This window comes from Deltaproteobacteria bacterium (assembly GCA_023382265.1).
GTDB lineage: Bacteria > JAMCPX01 > JAMCPX01 > JAMCPX01 > JAMCPX01 > JAMCPX01.
In genome coordinates this window covers 101,099-121,181 of the sequence record JAMCPX010000008.1, presented here as the reverse complement: position 1 = coordinate 121,181, position 20,083 = coordinate 101,099, and the positions used below count along the sequence as shown (strand labels likewise).

At 41.6% G+C, this 20,083-nt stretch carries 18 protein-coding genes and 1 tRNA gene; 9 read left to right on the top strand and 10 right to left on the bottom strand.

Annotated features, from left to right (window positions below; genetic code table 11):
* Positions 1-40 precede the first annotated feature (40 nt).
* A complete protein-coding gene (locus tag M1381_01885) occupies positions 41-511 on the top strand; it encodes a hypothetical protein (protein ID MCL4477838.1) in 471 nt (156 codons plus the stop codon).
* Positions 512-564: 53 nt separating this feature from the next.
* Here the strand turns inward: M1381_01885 and M1381_01880 are convergent, their stop codons facing one another.
* Positions 565-1,842, bottom strand: a complete 1,278-nt coding sequence (locus M1381_01880; GenBank protein MCL4477837.1) for a replication-associated recombination protein A — start codon at positions 1,840-1,842, stop codon at positions 565-567.
* A gap of 61 nt (positions 1,843-1,903) precedes the next feature.
* On the opposite strand from M1381_01880, the gene M1381_01875 reads away from it, so the two are divergent.
* The 8 genes from M1381_01875 (at position 1,904) to merA (ending at position 11,965) form a co-directional block, all read left to right on the top strand.
* Positions 1,904-2,758 carry an NAD(+)/NADH kinase gene (locus M1381_01875; protein ID MCL4477836.1) on the top strand — a complete coding sequence of 285 codons (855 nt, stop codon included), beginning with the start codon at positions 1,904-1,906 and terminating at the stop codon, positions 2,756-2,758.
* 1 nt (position 2,759) lies between these two features.
* Entirely contained in the window at positions 2,760-4,460 is a 1,701-nt protein-coding gene (recN, locus tag M1381_01870) for a DNA repair protein RecN (GenBank protein MCL4477835.1), read from the top strand.
* Positions 4,457-4,924 carry an N-acetyltransferase gene (locus tag M1381_01865; protein MCL4477834.1) on the top strand — a complete coding sequence of 156 codons (468 nt, stop codon included), beginning with the start codon at positions 4,457-4,459 and terminating at the stop codon, positions 4,922-4,924. Before recN ends, M1381_01865 begins: the two co-directional genes overlap by 4 nt.
* Positions 4,911-6,260: a TldD/PmbA family protein gene (locus M1381_01860; protein ID MCL4477833.1), complete on the top strand. Its 1,350-nt coding sequence runs from the start codon at positions 4,911-4,913 to the stop codon at positions 6,258-6,260. The genes M1381_01865 and M1381_01860 overlap by 14 nt, the downstream gene beginning before the upstream one ends.
* Positions 6,261-6,295: 35 nt before the next feature.
* Positions 6,296-6,973, top strand: coding sequence for a Stp1/IreP family PP2C-type Ser/Thr phosphatase (locus M1381_01855; GenBank protein MCL4477832.1), 678 nt, complete (start codon positions 6,296-6,298; stop codon positions 6,971-6,973).
* 18 nt (positions 6,974-6,991) lie between these two features.
* Positions 6,992-9,772 carry a S8 family serine peptidase gene (locus tag M1381_01850; GenBank protein MCL4477831.1) on the top strand — a complete coding sequence of 927 codons (2,781 nt, stop codon included), beginning with the start codon at positions 6,992-6,994 and terminating at the stop codon, positions 9,770-9,772.
* 191 nt (positions 9,773-9,963) lie between these two features.
* Positions 9,964-10,236, top strand: a complete 273-nt coding sequence (locus M1381_01845; GenBank protein ID MCL4477830.1) for a hypothetical protein — start codon at positions 9,964-9,966, stop codon at positions 10,234-10,236.
* 328 nt (positions 10,237-10,564) lie between these two features.
* Complete coding sequence (merA, locus tag M1381_01840) at positions 10,565-11,965, top strand: mercury(II) reductase (GenBank protein MCL4477829.1); 1,401 nt, start codon at positions 10,565-10,567, stop codon at positions 11,963-11,965.
* Positions 11,966-13,080: 1,115 nt separating this feature from the next.
* Here merA and M1381_01835 read toward each other — a convergent pair.
* The 9 genes from M1381_01835 to M1381_01795 all read right to left on the bottom strand — a co-directional run bounded on the left by M1381_01835 (position 13,081) and on the right by M1381_01795 (position 20,083).
* The gene (locus M1381_01835) at positions 13,081-13,731 is read right to left on the bottom strand and encodes a class I SAM-dependent methyltransferase (GenBank protein MCL4477828.1); all 651 of its coding nucleotides are present in this window, start codon (positions 13,729-13,731) and stop codon (positions 13,081-13,083) included.
* A gap of 44 nt (positions 13,732-13,775) precedes the next feature.
* Positions 13,776-15,341: a long-chain-fatty-acid--CoA ligase gene (locus tag M1381_01830; protein MCL4477827.1), complete on the bottom strand. Its 1,566-nt coding sequence runs from the start codon at positions 15,339-15,341 to the stop codon at positions 13,776-13,778.
* Between the two features lie 2 nt (positions 15,342-15,343).
* Complete coding sequence (locus tag M1381_01825) at positions 15,344-16,174, bottom strand: lysophospholipase (protein ID MCL4477826.1); 831 nt, start codon at positions 16,172-16,174, stop codon at positions 15,344-15,346.
* Between the two features lie 71 nt (positions 16,175-16,245).
* Positions 16,246-16,671: an amino acid-binding protein gene (locus M1381_01820; protein MCL4477825.1), complete on the bottom strand. Its 426-nt coding sequence runs from the start codon at positions 16,669-16,671 to the stop codon at positions 16,246-16,248.
* A gap of 144 nt (positions 16,672-16,815) precedes the next feature.
* Positions 16,816-16,905: transfer RNA gene (locus M1381_01815), tRNA-Ser, on the bottom strand.
* 250 nt (positions 16,906-17,155) lie between these two features.
* Positions 17,156-17,935: a hypothetical protein gene (locus M1381_01810; protein ID MCL4477824.1), complete on the bottom strand. Its 780-nt coding sequence runs from the start codon at positions 17,933-17,935 to the stop codon at positions 17,156-17,158.
* A complete protein-coding gene (locus tag M1381_01805) occupies positions 17,925-19,184 on the bottom strand; it encodes a cytochrome b N-terminal domain-containing protein (protein MCL4477823.1) in 1,260 nt (419 codons plus the stop codon). The genes M1381_01810 and M1381_01805 overlap by 11 nt, the downstream gene beginning before the upstream one ends.
* Before the next feature lie 21 nt (positions 19,185-19,205).
* Positions 19,206-19,826, bottom strand: a complete 621-nt coding sequence (locus M1381_01800) for a ubiquinol-cytochrome c reductase iron-sulfur subunit (GenBank protein ID MCL4477822.1) — start codon at positions 19,824-19,826, stop codon at positions 19,206-19,208.
* A complete protein-coding gene (locus tag M1381_01795; GenBank protein MCL4477821.1) occupies positions 19,820-20,083 on the bottom strand; it encodes a hypothetical protein in 264 nt (87 codons plus the stop codon). The genes M1381_01800 and M1381_01795 overlap by 7 nt, the downstream gene beginning before the upstream one ends.

The following is a 20,083-nucleotide window of genomic DNA, read 5'->3' as shown; positions in this document are numbered from 1 at the left end:
ACGATTGCAAATTTCATATTTATACTTATTTTCTCATAGTATGAGTATATTTGATAAATGGATGACAGTTGTTTTTACCACGATTAATCCCCTTACAGGCAGAGGGGTCTCAATACCGCTTGGTATTGGGTTTGGGTTGCCTGCGGTTTGGTTAACGGTCGTAGTCGGTCTGGCTAATTTTTTAGTGGCGGTTATAATGGTTTTTCTGATCAACAGGCTTGAGAGTGTCCCGCGAATAAAGACATACATTGACAAGAAAAGGGGGAAGACCCTTACGAAATTTGTAACTGGTAAAGGGCTTTTTTACGCCGTTGTGATAGGCCCGTTTCTAATAGGGACGTTTGCCACCGTACTTGCTTTCCAGGCACTTGGTGCTAATAAAAGACGTATGGTGTTTTATAGTCTTATAAGCACGATAATTATCACTCCTGTATTAGTATGGATATTCAGAGAATATAAAGATTTATTTTTGGGTTTTTTCTCCAACTTTCATAACTATCTACCCAAATAATGGGTACGGGTCGAGAATCGGCCGCCGGTCTAAAATCAGCCTCAGCCGCTGCTTTATTTCGGTTTATTATTGCTCTTTTTTATCCTTTCAAGATGAGCCTTAATAATCTTTTCAAAACCAATATCTTTTGGAATGTAGAAATGATTACCAACAAGCTTATCCGGCAAATACTGTTCTTCCACGTATCCACCTTCATAGTCATGCGGATATTTGTATCCATCTCCATAGCCCTGTTCTCTACCAAACGCGTTTACGGGGTTGATAAGATGTTTTGGGATTTTAACATACCCTTGCTCTTTAATAGAGGCCTTTGCATTGATGTAAGCCTTATAAGTTGAATTGCTTTTCGGGGAGCCGGCAAGGTATATTACTGCGTGGGCTGTTGGTATAAATCCTTCGGGCATACCTACAATCTCAAATGCCTGGAATGCAGATACCGCAATTGTTAGAGCTAGTGGATCTGCATTGCCAATATCCTCTGATGCAAAAATGATCATCCTTCTTAAGATAAATCTCGGATCCTCTCCGGATTCTATCATTCTCGCAAGATAGTAAACAGCAGCATCCGGATCAGAGCCACGCATGCTTTTTATAAACGCAGATATTGTATGATAATGTTCGTCCTCTTTTCGATCGTAAGGCAATGAATATACATCTGAAAGTTTTTTTGCATCATCCACGGTTATTGTTCTATCTGGTTTCTTTATTGCAATGCCGGAAAGCAGTTCAATTGCATTTAGTGCTTTTCTTCCATCTCCATTGCTTCTTATAACAATGTAATCCATTGCATCATTCTCTATCCTGATCTCAATACCTTCAAAATCTTTTATTGCACGTGTAATAATACTTCCAAGTGCCTGCTCATGCAGAGGGGCAAAAATAACGATCGTCGTTCTCGATAATAAAGCCCGGTTCAGTGCAAAAGAGGGGTTTTCTGTTGATATTCCAATGAATATAATACTGCCGTCTTCAACGTAAGGAAGTAAGAGCTCCTGCTGGGATCTGTTGAGATGCTGAAGCTCATCAATCACAAGCACAAGCCTTTTGTTTGATAAATTCAAAGCCTTTGTTTCTTTAAGGACACTATTTATTTCTTTTGTGCCGATAGATACGGCAGTCATGTAGATCGTTTCATAGACATTTCTGGATGTTATGATCTTTATAAAAGATGTTTTCCCTGAGCCGGGCGGCCCCCAGACAATCATTGAAGGTAATATCCCTGCATCAAGGGTCTGACGCAGGGGTTTACCTGGGCCAAGAACTTGTTCCTGACCAACCAGTTCATCAAGAGTTTTGGGCCTTAACCTATTGGCAAGAGGTTGTGTTATCATATTTAGTTAAAATTAAGCTTGATTTATGTTATCAGAAAATGCATTAAGTAAAAAGGTAAATATGAAGTTTGCTATTATTATAAAAAGTAAAAAACCGGTAGCCATTTATAATGAGATAGAGAAATATATAAACTATCTGATCAACACTGGCATAGATATAGTGATAGAGGAAAGCATGGCTCAGGCTATAAATACCCGGATACCGACTTTCAAGAACAGAATTCCTCCCGGCACAGATAACATTGTGGTCTTTGGCGGAGACGGAACATTTTTGCTTGCAATAAGACTTATGGGAGCACAGGACATCCCGATTATAGGGGTAAATATAGGAAGTCTTGGATTTTTAACAGAGATTACAATGAATGAGCTTTATCGTGCGACAGAGCTCGTTATGTCGGGCAGGGCTGAGTACGAAAAACGTATGAGGCTCTCAGCAAGGGTGGTTGAGCAGGATAAAGAAGTCATGAGCTACTATGTCCTCAATGATGCTGTTATAACAAAAAGCACAATAGCAAGGATCGTATCTCTCAAAATTAATGTGGATAACAGGTATGTAACAAAATATCGTGCGGACGGACTTATCATATCTACGCCAACAGGTTCAACTGCTTACTCAATGGCAGCGGGAGGACCGATCGTTTATCCAACAATGGACAGCATTATTATAACGCCGATAGCCCCGCATACGCTTACAAACAGACCCATTATTCTTTCTGCAGATTCAATAGTAGAGATAGAACTCGATACGGATGACACGGATGTAGTTGTAACACTTGACGGCCAGGTGTCGGGTGCATTCAAAAAGTCGCATAAATTGGTAATAAAAAAATCAGCCCATTATGTCACTCTGATAAAGTCTCAATACAGAAGCTATTTCGACATATTGAGAGAAAAACTTAAATGGGGAGAACGGTAGAATGCTTAAGTCTCTAAGACTTAAGAACCTTGCTGTTTTCAGTGATGTTACGATACCTTTTGATGGACAATTCTGCATAATCAGCGGGGAAACGGGTGCAGGCAAATCCATCATGGTTGACGGAATGCTCGCTCTTCTTGGCGGGAGAACGGATGAAACTATTGTAAGAGATGGCGTGCCGGAAGCAATCGTAGAAGGACTATTTAATATTGAAGATAATAAAGAAATCCGGTCGTTTCTCGAATTACATGGTTTTGAATCAAGCTCTGAGCTTGTGATAAAAAGGGTAATAACATCGCATGGCAGAAGCAGGGCTTATGTAAACGGCACGGCCTCAACTTTATCCACACTTGCGGAATTGTCAAAACTACTTGTTGATATTCATAGCCAGCACGAGCATCAAAGCCTGCTTGATGAAGCGAACCATGTATCACTTCTTGATGCTTACGCGGGTCTTGAACAAAAAGCCTTCGAGGTAAAAAATCTTTACACATCTTTGATAACGGCAATGCATGATTATGACAGGCTAATTCAGGATATCGATAACGTAAAAAGGCAGGAAGAATTAATGAGATTTCAGTTTTCCGAGATCAACTCGGCAAAGCTTAAATTAGGAGAAGATAAAGAGCTTGAGCATGAATATAAGCTGCTTACAAATGCACAACAAATACTAACAGAGCTAAACATTGTTTATAATTTCATATATGACGATGAGACAGGGGCACATGGTATTATTGTAAGGGCAATAAAAGCTATCGGAGCTATTAAATCTATTGATCCCGTATTAAATGAATTTTTTATCAGGCTTGAACCGGTAGCAGCAGAATTAAAAGATATAGCGCAGGACATAAACAGCTATATGTCAAAGGTCGAGATTAATGAGCAAAGACATGCCGATGTTGAACAGAGACTATCTTTAATAGATAATCTTAAAAAGAAATACGGAAACACTATTCAGGGCATATTGGATTATGCGGGTAATATGTACACGAAGCTTAATAAACTCGAACATAATGATGAGTATATCAGCAGCTTAAAGCAGGATATAATAAATATGAAAGAGCAGATTTACAAAAAGTCTATGGAACTCTCGGATGGAAGAAAATCGGTTTCAAAAGAGTTGAGCAAGAAGATTGAAAAAGAGTTGATAACTCTTGGTATTAAGAATGCTAAATTTGAAATTAACATACAGAACACGGATGTAAAAGATGCCATAAGTATAAATGACAGGCGTATAACGGCAACCGGTACAGATCTTGTGAGGTTTTATTTCTCCGCAAACCCCGGATTTGCACTAAAACTTTTAACGGAGATCATATCAGGGGGAGAACTTTCAAGGGCTATGCTTGCTATAAAAAGGGTGCTTGCAAACGCTTCAAAAGTTCCGGTGCTTGTATTCGATGAGATTGATACGGGCATAGGAGGAAGCATTGCAGAGGTGGTCGGTAAAAAATTAAAAGAGCTTTCAAAATATCATCAGGTGATCTGTATCACGCACCTCTACCAAATAGCAGGTTTCGGTGATTTCCATATAAATATTCAGAAGCATGCCGCTTGCGGGAGCACGGAAGTTGCTGCAAAAGTTCTTGCAGAAAACGAAAGGATAGAAGAGATTGCAAGAATGCTGTCAGGAACAAAGATAACGGATCTGTCAAGGAATCAGGCAAAAGAGTTTTTAAAACATATAAAGGAGCAAACTTGATAAGGAAGGCAAGGCTTCGTGATGCCAAAGAGATACAGAGAATAATAGAAGTTTATGCAAAAAAGGGTGAAATGCTTCAGAGGTCTCTGCTGGAGATATATGAAAACATCCGCGATTATAATGTATATACGATTGAAACGGATGAGATCATCGCAGTATGCGCACTTCATATTTTCTGGGACGGACTCGCAGAGATACGATCCCTTGCGGTAAGGCCCGAGTATGCAAGAAAAGGCATAGGCTCTGAGCTCTCCATATCATCCATAGAAGAAGCAAAGGATTACGATATAAACCAGGTATTTGCGCTCACCTATAAACCTGAATTCTTTGAAAAACTTGGATTCAGAATTGTTGATAAATCATTGTTACCTCAAAAGATATGGAGTGATTGCCTCAAGTGTCCGCAGTTTCCCGATTGCAATGAAATCGCACTTATATTAGAGTTAACCAATGAAAAAAAATAATATTGAAAGCATGTCAGCCTTATTATCAAGGCTTGCAAAAGAACAGGCTCTTGATGGATACGAGGCATACATCCAGGATACAAAAAAACTGACCATCTCACTTGAGGATGATAAATCCATAGAAAGGCTGCACACCGTTGACGAGAATGGTATTGCATTAAGAACATTAAGGGATCAGAGGCTTGGGTTTGCATTCAGTTTTGATTTCTCCCAGGCCGCAATAGAAGAGGCATTAAAAAGGGCTGTTTATACAGGAAGCATACTTGAAAAACAAAAATTTTCTTTTTTACAGGACAAAACCATATTGGAAGAGAATTGTACATTTTACGATAAAGCTGTAAATAACATTTCTCCGGACGCAAGGCTTGGACTTATTAGAAACATGATCGACTCAGCCCATATCGATAAACGCATAGTAAAGGTAGAAAAACCCTCTTATGAAGAGGCTGTCGAAACTATAAGTATTATCAATTCTGCCGGTATAAGCAGGCGGGCAAAAATCACAAGGTTCGGGATAAGCCTTTCCGTATACGCAAAGGATGGAGACGAATCACAGATGAACTGGGATTTTCAGAGTGCAAATACATTCTCAGAACTAAACCCTGCATTGATCGGAGGCCGCTGCTCAACAAATGCCGTATACACACTTGGGGGTATACAGCTATTAACGGGATTTTATGATACGATCCTTAGCCCTTATGTAACGTCCCAGTTTATTAGCGTGCTTTCAAGATCATTTCTTGGAGACGCTGTTTACAAAAAGACAAGCAGCCTTATAAGTAAATTAAATCAGCAGGTATTCCCGGAGCATTTGAACATGGTAGATGATCCTGCATTACAGCACGGCACCGGTTCCGTGCCTTTTGATGGAGAGGGTGCAGATACAAAGAAAAAATTACTCGTAGAACAAGGAGTTGTAAAAACATTTCTTTATGATACATATTATGCAAATCTTATGAATACCGTTTCTACAGGAAATACCGTAAGGTATGCCATATCACAGCCGCCGGTAATCGGGACAACAAATATCATGCTTAACTCCGAGAAAAAGGCTAATCGGGATTTAGAAAAGATTTTAGACAGCGGACCCGTTATAACCGAGCTGATGGGACTTCATACTGCAAATCCTGTAACGGGTGAATTCTCTCTGGGTGCAAGGGGACACCTGATCAAATCAGGCAGGTTTGCATCCGGGCTCAAGGATATAACCGTAGCGGGAAACATTTTTGATCTTTTTAATAGTATAGAATTACTTGGTCCTTCCCCTGTATTTTATGGCAACATATACACGCCATCCGTACTTGTTAAAAAACTAAAAATAGCAGGAAGTAATTGATGAAGCTGGCATCCCACGGTAAAACTAGCGTCGGTATGAAAAGGACTGGCAACGAGGATAGCTTTTATCATGACGATACTATCGGACTTTATATTGTAGCAGACGGTATGGGGGGACATAACGCAGGTGAAGTGGCAAGTAATATCGCGGTAAAAAGCATTAAAGAACACATAATAAAGCAAGAAGTTTTAAACGAGTCATCTTTAAGTGATGCCATATATATTGCCAATGGCAACATCTTTAAACAGGCAAAGCGAAATACTCAGTATTCCGGCATGGGAACAACGGTTACCTCAATGCTCATAAAAAATGCCAGTGCAACACTGTGTCATGTCGGGGATTCAAGGGCTTATTTACTTTCGGAAGGCAAACTTGTTCAGCTTACAGAGGATCATACGTATGTAAATGAACAGTTCAGAAACGGTTTTATCTCTTATGAGCAAATGGGAACTCACACGATGCGCAATGTTCTTACAAGATCCATTGGGTTCTCAGAATATGTGAAAGTGGATTCACAAAAAATAGTTATACATCCAGGGAACAGATTTATACTTTGCAGCGACGGTTTAACTCACATGGTAAAAGATGATATAATATCAGAACTTGTAAGTATGCCCGATATCTATCATGCAGCAAGCACATTGATAGATGTTGCAAATGCAAACGGCGGGGACGACAATATTACGGTAATCATTATTGATGTAATAGAATAAAATGATATACCTGGCAGCATGTTAATACGTGTAGGTTTATGGTTTTTGTTTTCATTTCTCCTTACAGGCTGCGGGGCTGAAGCAAAGCCGGTTATATTCAACAAATATCTTGTGAATTACAAAAATTATGTTACACTGTCTGATCAAAAGCAACCGTATATTATTCAATTTAAAGATCACGTATACGCTAATGATATTACCATTCTAAAGCAGAACGGTAATATCATTGCAGGTTATATTCCTGAAAACAGCTTTTTGGTGTTAGCTAATAGGGAAACTTTAAATTCTATAAAAAACCGGTTAACAGGAGTATGGCAATATTTACCTCCATATAAAATCGAATCAACATTATCTGCAATGATGCGCATCCATGATATTTCTACTCCTTACAATGTGCTTATACTTGGCTTCCCTCAAATATCGGGAGAGAAGCTCGTAAATGATATTATGATTGAAGGCGGGACAGTAATTAGTACTGAACACTCTAAAAATAATAGTATTATACATGCAAAACTAACACGTAATGAGATAATAAGCCTTGCAGGATCAAACGATATTAGATGGATTCAACCGTATCCGCATTTTGTATTGTTTAACGATGTAGCATCATGGATTGCCGGTGTAAGACTCTCTACAGACGTTATACAGCAAAACATCAACGGTTATAACGGCGCGGGTCAGGCGGTTGCAATAGCTGATACCGGTCTTGATACGGGTAATGCGGGCTTAAATTATGATTCTGCGGATAATAGATTTTACGGTTATATAACAGGTACAGACTTTCATCCCGCGTTTTTAAATAAAGAAGTAAGCATATATGCAGATGGTTATCCCGATACGGGTAGTTTCCAGGATGATGTAGGGCATGGAACACACGTAGCTGATACTATACTCGGTTATGATCAGCAAACACCCTTTGCTGGAATCTCCCATAACGGGATCGCATACGGAGTCAATAAACTTGTTTTTCAAGATGTAATGAATAGGCAGGGAATTTTTAACGGTATTCCTGCAGTAATCGGTAATTTATTTAATCAGGCATACAACGACACTCTCGCACCACGTATACACAGCGACAGCTGGGGCACCTCCAATATCATATCCTATGATATTCTTGCATGGAGTCTTGATAAATTTATATGGGAACACCCCGACATGCTAATTTTATTTGCATCCGGCAATGACGGAACGGATGCTGACAATGACGGCGTGGTGGATCTATCAAGCATTTCTTCACCTGCACTGGCAAAGGATTGTCTTACCATTGGTGCGACGGAGAGCTTCAGGCCTTCCATACCTTTAACATACGGCATTGCATGGCCCAATAGTTTTCCTGTCCCGCCGATAAGCACTGATTTGCTTGCCAACAATCCGGATGGAATGGCGGCATTTTCAAGCAGGGGTCCTGCTAATGACGGCAGAATAAAACCCGATCTTGTAGCACCTGGAACTTTTATCCTGTCGGCAAAGTCTCAATCTATTTTCTATACCGATGATTTTGAAAACGGACTTCAGGGATTTTCAATAACAGGTACAGTTCAAGGATTTATGATTTATCCTAATGGGTATAAAAGCACTTATGCGCTGGGTATCACCTCAATGACATCTCCCGTTTTATCTTATGCACAGTTTTTTACATCACTTTCCATTGCAAGCATAACACATCATGCACAACTTAATTTTTATGTTAATACAAGGCTTTTATCCGGGGTATTGAGTTTTGAGGTCTTTGATCCTTCACGGAGTGCATGGATTCTCCTTGATACTTTTACATCAACAGCAGGATGGTATAATGCAAGCTACCCCATTTTATCATATTTTACCGATACAGGCTCAGATAATCTTAATGGGTTTGGGTTAAGACTTACTGTGTCCGATTCCGGCAATAAATCTGATTATGTTATGATTGATGATATATCAATCGATACGGTTACAGGTGGCTGGGGCTCGCAATCATTCTGGGGTATATCCTCTACAACATTAGAGGATCAAAGGTACATGTTTCTTGGTGGAACAAGTATGGCAACTCCGGTTGCAGCTGGTAGTGCTGCCATTGTAAGACAGTGGTTATTAAAAAACGGGTATGCATCCCCTTCTGCCGCACTTGTTAAGGCCGTGATGATAAACACTGCAAAGGATATTTATCCGGGGCAGTACGGAACAGGCAAATACCTTGAAGTTCCGTATAGGCCAAACAATATTGAAGGCTGGGGAAGGATTGATCTAACAAGACTTTTAATACCTTCACAAAACTGGCATATACACGTATTCGACTATAAAGAAGGTAATGGTTTAGCAACAGGGGCACACCGAGTACTTCAATTTGAGGTGCTTAACGGTGATCCCCTTATTACGACACTTGTATGGAGCGATTATCCTGCTTCTCCTGGAAGCAGCAGAGATATTGTTAATCAATTGGATGTTACCATTGCATCACCTGATAGCCGGATTTATTATCCAAATGGCCTTAATCAACCCGATCACACAAACAATATACAACAAATAGAAATTGCGCATCCGCAGGTTGGCATATATAAAGCTATAGTGAAAGGCTACAATATACCAAAAGGCATGACTCCGCTTAATGATCAACCTTATGCACTTGTGATCTCGGGCGGTGTATTTAGAAACCCTGTTCAAGGCAAGCTCTATCCTGACAGGGGCTTTTCTTGTAGTATATCTTATACTCAGAACTATGATCCATGGGATGCACTCTTCCTGCTGCTCTTTCTTGCTGTTCCAATATGCTGCAAAAAACTGCATAAGAAATCTTGCCTATCCAAGGTTGTTAAGAAATAGAGACCAGTTAATTCACTACAATCTTTGATCAACATGCTTGTGCGGCACAAACAGGGTGTAAAGGAAAACGGCGAGGCCGCGGGTTCAATGTCCGCCGGAGCTGCAACTTCAATGGTTGTATATGGGAAACCTGTTCAGGATGGGGTATCCTGAAGAGATAAAGGAACTGCACGGCGATAAAGAGGTAGCATATGATAAACATAATAGGAGCAGTTGTTGCCGGCATAGTCAAAACAATTGTAATGTCTATGGTAATGGTTGCGGCATCCAAGATGGGTATGACGAAGATGGAAATTGTGGGATTACCCGGTTCCATATTCAAGAAGGAAGGAGTTATACCACTTGGCTTAATGATGCATTTCATGTTGGGCATTGTCTTTGCCGTCATCTATGCATTTTTATGGAGTATGGGGATAGGCAGGGCTTCTGTAGGTTACAGGGCTCTCTTTGGCACAGTACACTGACTCACGGAAGCAAAAATAGAAGACATCGAAGCAAAGATCCGGACGCTCCAGAGGATGAAGAAGGCGCTGGCAAAGTTGATCCTGGCATGCATAGGAAAGGGTCCTGTAAGCGAATGCCACATCCTTGAGGCAATGGAGGGTGAAGAGCGATGAATAAAAACAATGAGGACTATACAGAGACAAAGAATTTTGAAAGAAGACAAAAATGATAAGTGTACTGCATATCGACGAGATTTGCATAGTTACTGAAAAACAGCTAAAGTATTAATACATACTACAAGTCGAGAGCGCTCTGAAGAGCACTTTCTACTCTTTAAAAGGAGGCAATATGGATTATGATTTAATTGTAATAGGCGCGGGTGCAGGCGGTTTTGCAGCGGCAATCAGGGCAAATGAGCTTAATGCTAAAACGCTCATGATAAACGACGGTATGCCGCTCGGCGGCACGTGTGTAAATGTCGGCTGCGTGCCTTCGAAGGCACTGCTGTATGCAGGCGAATTATTGCATCTTGCACGGCATCATGGTATTCCGGGGATTGAGCTTAACGTGAAATCCTTTGATTTTAAGGAGGTCATCCAGCATGAGCTGGACCTTGTTGCGATCATGCGGAAAGAAAAGTATGACAAGGTGCTGAAGCGTCTCGAGCATGTAACCGTTCTTCAGGGAAGGGCATCTTTTACGTCAAAAGACGAGGTCAGGGCTGATGGTAAAACCTTCCGTGCAAAAAAGATCATTATAGCGACAGGCTCTACCGCGAGCGTCCCGCCTATAGAAGGTATAAAAGAGACAGGGTTTATCACACACACAAGGGCCCTGAAGTTAAAGGTGTTGCCATTGGAATTGATCATTGTCGGCGCGGGCCCTCTCGGACTTGAGTTTGCCCAGATGTATGCACGCTTTGGCTCGAAGGTAACGATCCTCGAATTTCAACCATCGATATTCCAGCCCGGTGAAGAAGAGGTCGTCAACAGGCTTGAATCATTGCTTACAGAAGAAGGCATAACAATGAAAACCCGCGCAAAGGTGAAAAGGGCATACAAAAAGGGCAAGAAGAAGGTCGTAATGTATCGTATTGACAAAACAGAATATGAGGTCAGCGGTGACGAGATACTGCTTGCAACCGGCAAGACACCAAACACAAAAGACCTTGATCTTGATAAATCAGGCGTCGAAACAGACAGGCGTCATGCGGTTATCGTGAATCAATATCTCACAACAAAGAATGAAAATGTGTTTGCAGCTGGGGATGTGATAAACCAGCCATCCAGACTTGAGACAACAGCCGGCAGGGAAGGCAGTATTGCCGCTGAGAATGCATTGGCAGGCTCAAAGCTCACGATGGATTACGATGCCGTGCCGTATACCATCTTTACCGATCCGCAGCTTGCAGGTGCGGGGCTTATAGAACAGGAGCAGATGAACAGGATGAACACCTGTGCATGCAGAAGCGTTGAGTTAAAGAATATTCCCAAGGCGATTATCCTCAATAGAACAGAAGGTTTGATCAAGATGGCTGTTCATCCGAAGTCAGGCCAGATCCTCGGTGTCCACATACTCGCACCCAATGCAGGCGAACTGATTGCACAGGCTATGATACTTATAAAGAACAAGAACACTATCTACGATGTGATCGACTCAACGCCCGTATTCCCAACACTTTCAGAGGCGATCAAGACCTGCGCTCTCTCGTTTGTCAAGGACATATCCGGGCTTTCCTGCTGCGTGTAAACGGTAAAAGGGACATTCTAACAGGAGAAAGAGTATGGGTTGTATATACGCTTTATACCTTTTGAAACACTGAATAGGAACGTACTGTTCCGATGTCAAGGTGGCCATTGACTTATAAGAGATTTATTCCCGGAATTCTCTTAAAATAACTGTCTATTGTGAAAATCTTGCAGTTGTTTTCTATTGAAAGCTGAGCGAGAAAAATATCCGATGGCGGCAGTGTGATACCGGTTCTCTTCATATCTTTCGTCAATACGCCAGCCCCTTCCATGTATCCTCGTGCATTTCAATATAGCGGAGTCCTTTGAAAGCGTCACCTATTACTCTCTTTTCATTTTCGTCCTTTAACCCTTGGAGCAACTAGTATAAAACAATTCCACAAATAGAGACGGCATCCCTTTTTTCAAGGTCTCCAGTTTTCTGGATAGTGCCGGCTCTCCCCTGAAATATGCGATCCAGACACACGTGTCAGCGATTATGCTTTCTGCCATATCCCTTCTCTTTTTCTTTCGCAGTCATTAGTTCCCTTCCCTCTTCGATTTTCCAGTCGTATTCTATATTGATTTATCCCTTGAGGGACACTAATTTCTCTCTGCGTTTTTTATTAATATATTCTTCCAGAGCTTCGGAAATCAAGGCGGTCTTTGATTTCTCCGGAGTAATAGTTTTAAGTTCTTTCATCAATCTGTCCGGTATAATAGCTGCATTAGGAGATAATATTTGCTGCTGTACCTATGCTGGTTTATACATCGATCTTGAAGGACCTCTTTAGATCGAGGCGTGCTGGAATCCTTCATATATGAACGTGAGGGGTTCATGCTTCTCCCGCAGTGCCATTGTGTAAATCATGGGGAGGTAGTGGTCAAGGGTCGGTACAGCAGGGGAATGGGTACGGCCCATGCTCTTATATCAGATGAGGTAAAGGTCGTTTCCCGGAATCAGATCGGATGCCAGTCGTTGAAGCTGTAATCGAGGCTCATTTCGAAGACCGGGACAGATGCATCGTTTTATTCATATACTATTGCAAGGTATACGGCAAGATCGTTCACCAAGGAACTGTTCATCCTATGGTCAACTTTCTATTGCGTTTTTTGATGACAAAGTCTGGACATTGGTTAAGATGCAAACCCTATCAGTATCCATGATACGTGGTGGTGGGTTTCTCCGGTTGAGCGGGGCTCGGTGTACTGCTGCTCATAGAGCTCTTTTATGTTCAGAAATCCGAAGTCTTGCATGAGCTCTTCCTTCGTACAAAAATGGAGGTACTTCTCGTCTTTAAAAGAGTTTTCTTCTCCTTCAACCTTCATGCCTTTACCGTAATGCTCTGGATCCCTTGTGGAAAGGGTAGCAAGGAACAGCAGACCTTCCGGCCTTAATGCTTTTTTTGCCGCAACCCTGAATGCCTCCCTTTCATGCGGATGCAGGATCTGATATACGTTCGAGGCAAACACAATATCATATTTGTCTCCTCCCAGTGATGCAAAATCAATGGATTGAAACATGATATTGTTTTTTTTTGTTTTTATGACCGTACTCATTGCAATCTCTGTTGCCTTTTCCGAGACATCTATTCCAAGAGTATTGCATTGAAGATTGTCCGAAAGATAGAATGCGTCCCTTCCGTAGCCGCAACCAATGTCCAGAAGATTAAGGCTTTCGCTGGCGGACTTGTTTTTTTTCAGATATCGGACTGCGGCTTTTGCAAGTTCTCCTGGATTTTCTCCCCATATCCTACCCGACTTTTCATAATCCTTATTCCACGACATCTTACTTCTCAATTTTCTCTTGCGTATTGAAAGTAGCTGTATGCTTATTTTTTTGCGGCAAACTTCTTTGAAAGATCGATCCCGTGTTCTTGTGCATACTGCCCGATGATCTTATTCTTTTGTATCTTGCCTGTTGCTGTCTTGGGAAAGGCATCCGTAATAACAAACTTCTTCGGTATCTTGTAATTGGCTATCTTTTCTTTTAAAAAGTCCACAAGATCCTGCTCTGCTATTTGCATGCCCTGTTTCGGCACTATAAACCCGAACACCTCTTCTCCCCATTTGGGATCAGGTATGCCGACGACAGCCGCATCCTGTACTTTCTGATACTTGTACAAAACCTCTTCTATCTCTTTGGGATAGATGTTTTCCCCGCCGCGTATGATCATCTCTTTTTTTCTGCCTATGATGTAGATGTATCCTTCCTCGTCCATGTAACCGAGATCACCGGTATGCAGCCATCCGTCCTTTATCGTGGCTGCCGTTGCCTCGGGGTTTTTGTAATAACCTGCCATGACCACATCGCCCTTGATGCAGATCTCTCCAATCTGTCCCTGCGGCAGTTCTTTGTTGTTTTCATCGAGGATCCTTGCATCCTGGCCGTTGAGAGGCTTGCCGATAGAGCCTATTTTCCTCTTACCCTTTAACGGGTTAATGATGCTGGCACAGGTTGCCTCTGAAAGACCGTAGCCTTCGAGTATAAACGCCTTGTACTTTTCCTCGAACGTGTTGAATACCTCGACCGGCATGGGCGCCGCTCCGCATATAACAAACCTCAGGGAGGAAAGGTCGTACTTCCCGGCATCGGGCAGACTGTTTAGAATTGCATAGACAGTCGGCACCCCGCTGAATGTCGAGGGCCTGTACTTATCGATTGCCGGCAGAAAATCCTTTGGAGAGAACCCTTCCATCAGAACAAAACTTGCACCTGCGTACATCGGTGCAAGCACGGTAACGACCTGTGCATTGCAGTGGAACAATGGCAGTATGAGCATAGCCCTGTCTTTCTCGGTAAAATCAGCGGCCTCGGCAATCTGGTGGGCATTCGCGATGTAATTGCGGTTTGTATCTATCACTCCCTTGGGATAACCCGTGGTGCCCGAGGTATAGATGAATGATGCATAATCATACTCACCGACAGCAACGGCCGGCTCAGACGGATTCGCCGATACTACATCTTCAAAGGGAATTATGCCTGTCTTATCTTTTGGATCGATGACGATGATATGCTGCAGCTGCGGCAGTTCGCCCCGTATCTTTGTGACCGTATCCTGGAATGCACCGGTCGTTATAAGCGTGCCGGCTTCGGAATTATTGATAATGTATTTTATTTCGTCCGGTTTGAACTGGATATTGATCGGTACCATAACAGCCCCTGTCTTCATCAATGAGAACCATGCATAGATAAACTCGGGCCTGTTCGGTATAAGCATTGTTACCCTGTCACCCTTTTTAACGCCGAGCGAAAGCAAGCCATTGCCTATTCTATTCGATATATCATCGAGCTCCCGCAGGGTTTTTGTCATATCCTTATAATACATGAATACCTTGTCCGGCTTTGCTTTTGCCTGACCAGATATCAGTTCTTTAATGGTTTTGTATTTGTACATGGTTACTCCTGGGCTCTCTTGTTCAGCCATTCCGCCATATCGGAAAGCGGCTTCTGCTTTTCGACTTCGTTATATACCTCGTGATAATAACCCTCGTACAGTTTGTACGTTTTGTCTTTGGAACCGGCCTTTTCAAAAAACTCCTTTGACGATCCAGGGTTTGTGAGCGCATCGGCACTGCCATGCAGTATCAGGCACGGTATGGACAATCTGCCTGCATTCGCGTTTGTATCCTCCATTGCCTTTACCATTTCAACATACCATCGTGCACTGACCTTTGCATGGACAAGGGGGTCGTTGTTGTATGCATCGACCACAGCCTTATCGTGAGACAGTTTACTCGTATCTATCTCGTTGCTCATGGACAGGCCCGGAGCAAGATTGGCGACAAGCCTGCCGATCACATCTTTAATCTTCGGTACCTTCACGTTTACCCCGAGCAGCGGTCCCGAAGATACAACGCCTGAAATGCCTTCCGGCCTGTAGATGGCATACCGCAAAACGATGAGCCCTCCCATACTGTGGCCAAGAATGAATGTTTTCCCCTGGACAAGCCCCTTCACCTCGTTCCTGAGTGCATCCACATCATCGAGGTACTCATCAAAACGCATAGCATGCCCCCTTTTGCCTCCAGACTTGCCGTGGCCCCTGAGATCCAGGAGGAAAAGGTTATACTCTTTCAGTGTGTTTGTTACGTTATCATACCTGCCGAGGTGCTCTCCAAGTCCGTGGACAATGAAAACGGACGCCTTTGGCTTATCCGTAAGTATGTATTTGTAAAATATCTCTGTACCGTCTTTGGATTTTATCATGCCCTCTTTGTTTGTAGTCATAATACGCTTCCTGCCGGTTCAGGATCTCTGACCCGATCTTGAAAGGATTTTTTCATAGAGTCCTCCTCTTTTTATTTTAACAGTTCTTCTGTAGATAAAATCGATATTTGTGAATTCGACAGTGCCTTTTGGGCAGATTCATTATTATCAAACCGGAACACGAGAATGGCATGTTCACGTGGGCTTGCAGTATAAGAGTAAAGATACTCTATATCGATGTTCGATTTTTCAAGCACTTTCAGCACATTGAACAGGCTGCCCGGCTTGTTTTCGATCTTTACTGCAACAACGTCCGTTGTTCTTGTTATAAACTTTGCGCTTCTGAGCAGACTCAATGCCTTTTTTGTGTTATCAACGATCATCCTCACAACCCCAAAATCCGGCGCATCCGCTATTGTTATAGCCTTTATATCAATGTTAGCATTTTTCAGTAAAGCGGTAATCTCTTTCAGTCTGCCTGCAATATTTTCTATAAATACGGAAATCTGTTCTGCCATAGAATACCTCTTTTAAGGAGGATAGAATAAAAACACCGATAATTCAAGTAAAAATAAGCCAGCCGGAATAATGTATTTGAAAAATTAAAAGGCAAACTTTCCTGCTGCACTTTTTTTGGATTAAACAGTGCCATCCCTCATTAACGGAGAGGGTGGGATTCGAACCCACGTTCCCGGTTGCCCAGGATACCCGCTTTCGAGGCGGGCCCGTTATGACCACTTCGGTACCTCTCCGCAATGCATTATGATAGCACATTGCGTATAAGTCAACCCGGTTGCCAATCCGCATATACAATAGAGCAACCTTTTTGTTCTTTCAACACCGGGCCCAGCCTATGATACTTGAAACTATCGTTACATATTACCCTGAGGTACTGTATTGAACTGCAATTTTTGTTTTACACACAAAATCAACTATACTGCAGGATAGTAAACTATTCTATCATAAGCATATATGCACGAACATCGCCGAAATCGTAATAAATTATTTATTATGCTGTTTGCTTACCGGGCTTGTTTGTACCGGAGGCTTGCTTAACTCTTTTAGGATTTCTTCTGTATTTTGAAGATATTTTGTTATTTTATCCAGGTCAAATGCATGCCATTCGAGTTTCGCATTAGAAAACTGGCTCTTCGCTTTTTGCAATATCTGCATATCTTCTTTACTGCTGCTGTATATCTTTTCATCTGCGGCGATAAGGGATCCTTCTGTATCAAGCAACATCAGGACAGCCTTTGCCTTCTCGGGGATATAGGGAAAAACACCAATCCTTGTGTTATGACATTTATCACATACGTTTGCCATATCGTCCGGCGTTAATATTGTTGTTACCATAGAACCATGACATGTTACACAATTAGGCCCCTGTCCAGTTGCTTCAAGCTTTTTAAAATGATTGCTTTCCGTATACTTGTAAAGTTCTTTATTATGACATCTGCCGCATGTCTTTGGGATATTCTTATAATACACACCGCTATCCGGATTGCTTGAACCTAATACACCAATATGTGCCTTTGCGGTTGTAATTGCCTTCGGGTTTCCACCATGGCATTGATTACAGGTTATACCGTGTTCTTGATGAATAGAATTCTCCCATGAGTGCGATTTGATTCCTACAAAGGTTTCGCCCGATATTTTAGAGTGGCATATAACGCATGTATTTTTTACATGAGCATTATTGTTCTGTGAAGCGTAGCCCGCGTTTGATAAAGACACACATATACTTAATAGAACAAATAGACCTATATTGGGTTTATTTAACATTGTTCCCTCCGTTATTTCTTCTATTATTGTAAAACCTTAAAAGGAAATAAGAGATTACCCACATTGAAACACTTGTAACTGCTAACAATATAAGCATAGCTTTTGGCTTTATATGAAGCACATCGATATAACCTGCAACTACAAGCATTGATGTAAAAGTAATTCCTGTAAGTCCTATTGAAGTCATAAATGGCCTATGTAATGGATTTTCTATGTAGCTTACAGGCTCTTTAGCTCTGTCAAGAAAAGGAATAAGGATAATGGCCAATATTAGCACAGAAGGAAATAGTACACCGCCGATCGTTTCCGGTGTGAACTTGCCGCCGAGAATACTAAAAGACAAATCTCCCGGAATCAGTTTTAAAAATCCATAGATCATTAAGAAATACCAATCTGGTCTCATAACCGGCGTTCCCGGTGAAGGAGGGCCGTATGCCTCTATAGGATTAAGAGGTATGTTGGTCGCAATCAGTATAATTATAAACAGTAAAAAGAAATAAAAAGATACACTGATGATGGTTTGCTCAGGCCAGATTGGGATACCAATAAGTCTTTTACCGTTTTCTGCCTCTTTCTTGGATTTATTTGCAAGAGGTTCTGTATGCTTTTGTTTTACGAGGATCATCATGTGCAAACCTATAAGGCTTAAAAGAAGTATGGGGATAAGCATGACGTGTAAAAAGAAGAACCTTGGGACAGTTGCATCAGAAGGGAATTCTCCTGCAAATACCAATCTTGATACCCAGCCTCCAATCCATGGTACCGACTTGGCTATATAATAGCCAATAGATGTAGCCGTTACAGAGAAATTGCTGTATGGCAGGAGATAGCCTGTAAATGCAGCAAAGAGCGAAAGACCAAATAATGCAAGTCCTATAAACCAGTTTATCTCTCGCGGTTTCCTATAAGCGGAAGTAAAATAAACCCTTAATAAGTGTGCTAAAATAGAGGCTATCATAATCATTGCAGACCAGTGATGTATGCGCCTTATGATCATGCCGAGAGGAATAAGATCTATTTTAACAACACTCGCATATGCTGCCGGAACCATGGCACTAAAAAGCGGTGTAAGCTTCGTTGATGGCTCATAAAGGAACCCGAGAAATATGCCTGTTATAACCAGGGTTATAAAAGAAAAAAGAGCTATCTCTCCCAATAGAAATGTAGGATGCGTTGGAAAAGTTTTTGTTAAATATTTTTCTTTAAATTTTTTAAGTTCCAGTCTTTGTTCAAACCAATCAAAAAGCATATCAGTTACCTCATTATTTTTTTATACCTGTGGTCCTATTGGACCATTAAAACCGCTAGTAAAAACTAAAGAATCATCGCTATCAACCCTTATGCCTATTTGTGCAAGCGGCACAGGTGCAGGACCGCCAATAACCTTTGCACCCTTTTCCGGATTAAAAATACTGTTATGACAAAAACACTCTGAGTAAGAGTGCGTAGGCGCATTTTTATTGTTAACCCATGAAACTGTGCATCCAAGATGTGTACATATTGCACTGTACGCGACAAACCCCTTGTCTGTAAACTTAATATCCGTTGGAGGCTGAAAATCTTTTTCCTCTAATTTAATCAGCTGCACAAGGTTTGCCGGGTTAGATGTTTTACCAATAGGATATGCAAGCACAGCGTCCCCAACCCCCATGGCAGAAGCTTTTATTACAGAACCAACTTGATTCCCGGACGCGTATAAAAGCTTATCACCCGAAACTATGGTTGATACATATCCGGCACCTTTTTTTGAAGGTGACAAAACCTTAAGCAATGATAATATGGATCCGAATGCACCGGCTATTGCTACAAGTATTATACTAAGAATAAACTTCCTGCGTGTTATTCCTTTGTTACCGTCGCCAAATGGATCATTTGTATGGTTATCTACCATAAGAATTCCTCCTTACGATCTTCTGCCACGTGCCTAAATGAAATAAAATATTTAGCAAAAAGAATCAGCAGTATACCCGAGATTAAGAATTCAAAAGCAAGAATAGTACCCATTATATAGTCGGTACCCTTGCCCGATATAAACAGATAAGCAAAAAAAACAGCCATAACAAGAAGCAGGAGGGATAAGAATACAATTACAACACCTGCCGGTTTAGAGTATGATGGTTTATTTTCGTGAATGATCTCAAATGACAT